This is a genomic window from Sciscionella marina DSM 45152, from assembly GCF_000379465.1.
In the GTDB taxonomy this organism is placed as follows: Bacteria; Actinomycetota; Actinomycetes; order Mycobacteriales; family Pseudonocardiaceae; genus Sciscionella; species Sciscionella marina.
The window spans coordinates 1-3,093 of sequence record NZ_KB905451.1 but is presented as its reverse complement, the minus strand read 5'-3'; the positions used below and the strand labels follow the sequence as shown (position 1 = coordinate 3,093).

The 3,093-nt window shown below is 68.6% G+C and carries 2 protein-coding genes; both read right to left on the bottom strand.

Going from position 1 to position 3,093, the window contains the following annotated elements:
• Positions 1–1,097, bottom strand: a 1,097-nt coding sequence (locus A37U_RS47600; protein WP_020502086.1) for a beta-ketoacyl synthase N-terminal-like domain-containing protein, incomplete at its 3' end; no start/stop codon positions are given.
• A gap of 48 nt (positions 1,098–1,145) precedes the next feature.
• A partial coding sequence (locus tag A37U_RS47595) for a type I polyketide synthase (protein ID WP_040590025.1) occupies positions 1,146–3,093 on the bottom strand: 1,948 nt, incomplete at its 5' end.

Sequence of the window (3,093 nt, the reverse complement as noted above, 5' to 3'; positions counted from 1 at the left end):
TTCAACGAACCCAACCACAACGGACGATCCCGATCCTGACCATACGTCGCCAACAACGCCTGCGCCTCGATCGGATCACCCAACGACGTACCCGTACCGTGCGCCTCAACCGCATCTATGTCCACAGTGGACAGTCGAGCGTCAGCCAGCGCCGCACGAATGACCCGCTGCTGCGACGGACCGTTCGGCGCGGATAACCCGTTCGAGGCGCCATCCTGATTCGTCGCACTTCCTCGCACCACCGCAAGGATCCGATGTCCGTGACGCTCGGCGTCCGACAGTCGCTCCAGCACGATTATGCCCGCGCCCTCGCCCCAGCCGATACCGTCGGCGGACGCGGCGAACGCCTTGCAGCGGCCGTCGTCCGCCATGCCTTGCTGGCGGGAGAATTCGATGAACGAACCCGGTGTCGACAACACCGCGACCCCACCGGCCAGCGCCAGCGTGCACTCCCCGGAACGCAGTGCCCGCACCGCCTGATGCAGCGCCACCAACGATGACGAGCAGGCGGTGTCCACCGTCACTGCCGGCCCTTCCAGGCCAAGGGTATAGGAGACTCGGCCGGAAATGACGCTGATGGCGTTGCCGGTCAACAGGTATCCCTGGCCACCGGTGTCGTTACCGATCAGCGTGGACTCATAACCCGAGGATGACGCACCGACGAACACCCCGGTCGACGTTCCGCGCAGCGAGGCGGGGGCGATCCCGGCCCGTTCCACCGCTTCCCACGCGGTTTCCAGCAAAAGTCGCTGCTGTGGATCCATTGCCAGCGCCTCACGCGGGGAAATCCCGAAGAACCCGGCGTCGAACCCGGCCGCATCCCGAACGAAACCACCCTGGCGGGCATACCCGGACTCATCGCCGGTGATGTCCCAGCCGCGGTCGGTGGGGAATGCCGAGATCGCATCGGTTGCCGTGTCGACCAGATCCCAGAGCTGGTCCGGGCCGTGCACCCCACCGGGATAACGGCATCCCATGCCGACGATGGCGATCGGTTCGTGTTCACCGGACTCGAGCTGCTTCACACGTTCCCGGCTCTGGTACAGCTCGGCGGCCAGTTTCTTCAGGGTGCCAAGCAGTCGCTGATCATCCGCCATGAGTGATCCTCCTCGACTCCGGTACTTCCCTGGTCGTCTCGCTGCACATCACGACATCCCGAGTTCGTTGTTGATGAAGTCCAGGACCTCTTCGGCCCCTGCGGACTCAAGCCGCCCGGTCACCGTCTCCTCCGGCGCCGTACGGTCGCGGTCGCCGCCCAGCCATTTGGACAGCACGGTGCGCAGCCGAACGGTGATCGCCGGACGCCGCTCGCTGTCTTCGGGGACAGCGGCGAGGGCTGCTTCCAGCCGATCCAGATCGCCGAACACCGGCTCGCTGTTTTCTCCGGCCTCGCCGAAAATTGCGGCCCGCAGGTGCGTGGCAAGCACGGCCGAGTTCGGGTAGTCGAAGACCAGCGTGGTCGGCAGCGCGCACCCGGTAGCGGTGACGAGCCGATTGCGCAGGTCTACGGCGGTGAGTGAGTCGAACCCGAGTTCCCGGAAGGCCCGTCCCGGTTCCAGGGCATCGGCGTTGGCGTGTCCGAGAACGGCGGCTGCCTCGGCCCGGACCAGGTCGGTGAGCACCCGTTCCTGCTCCGCACTGGGCAGCCCGGCAAGCCGCAAAGCCAGATCGGGCTCAGTGTCGCCGTCGATCCCGGTGCCCGACCGGTTCGCTTCGGGTAGCGCCGCGAACATCGGGCTCGGACGGCGCAGGGTGAACATCGGGGCGAACGTGTCCCAGTCGATATCGGCGATCGTGACCGCGTCCTCGCCACCGTCGAGCACCTGACCGAGGGCGCGCACCGCCAGCTGGGGATCCATCACCCGCAGGCCATAGCGGCGCAACTGCTCGCCGATATCCCCGGCGCCGAGTCCGCCGCCGCCCCACAGACCCCAGGCGACCGAGGTGGCGGCCAGACCGCGGGCGCGGCGGTTATCGGCGAGCGCGTCGAGGTAGGCATTACCCGCGGCGTAACCGGCCTGCAGTCCGCTACCCCAGGTCGCGGCACCAGAGGAGAACAGTACGAAGGCGTCCAGGTCGAGGTCGCCGGTCAGTTCATCGAGCCAGCGGGCACCGGAGGCCTTGGCCTGGGTCACCTCGGCCAGATCGGCAACGGTGATATCGGCCACCGAGCCACCCCGGCCGACGCCGGCCGCATGCAGCACTGTGGACAGTGCGGGGCCGGTCGCGGCAACGCGGTCCAGCAGTCCGGCGACCTGGGCACGCTCGGCGGTGTCGCAGGCGATCATCTCGACGGTGGTGCCGCGGTGGGCCAAGTCGGCGGCCAGTACCGGGACCCCGTCGGCGCCGGCACCGGAGCGGCTGGTCAGCACGACCCGGTCGGCGGTGCGTCCCGCCAGCCAGCGACCGACGTGTCCACCGACGGCGCCGGTTCCACCGGTGACGAGGACGGTGCCGCGCGGCGTCCACGGAGCGGTGGTGTGCGGCTGAGGCGCGCGGACCAAGCGACGGGCCAGGATTCCCGCCTGCCGCAGCGCAACCTGATCCTCCTCGTTCCCGGCGAGGACCGCACACAATCGGACGGCGATACGGTCGTCCCAGGCCTCAGGCAGGTCAACCAGACCGCCCCAGCGGTCGGGGTGCTCCAAACCGACCACCCGACCCAGACCCCAGGTTTCTGCCTGTTCCGGGCTTGCCGGTACATCCCCTTGTGCCGTGGCTACCGCGCCGCGGGTCAGTACCCACAGCGGTGCGGTGACCTCCGTGTCGGCGAAGGCCTGCACCAACCGCAGGGTCGCGGCGACACCGCGCGGGATGACCGGGAAGTCCGGGTCGGCGGTGTCGTCGAGAGCCAGCAGGGACACCACACCAGCGAGGTCCTCGACACCGGTGGACAGGGTGGCGAGCGTTTCCCGATCGCCGCCACCCGCGACGCCGATGACCTGGGCGCCATGTTCGGTCAGCGCCTGTTCGACCCGTGCGCGCTCGGCTGGGTTTCCGCCAACCACGAGCCAGGTGCCGGAGAGTGTGACCGATCCTGGTTCGGTGACCGGTGTCCAGGTGATCCGGTAGCGCCAGTCGGCCACGACCGAT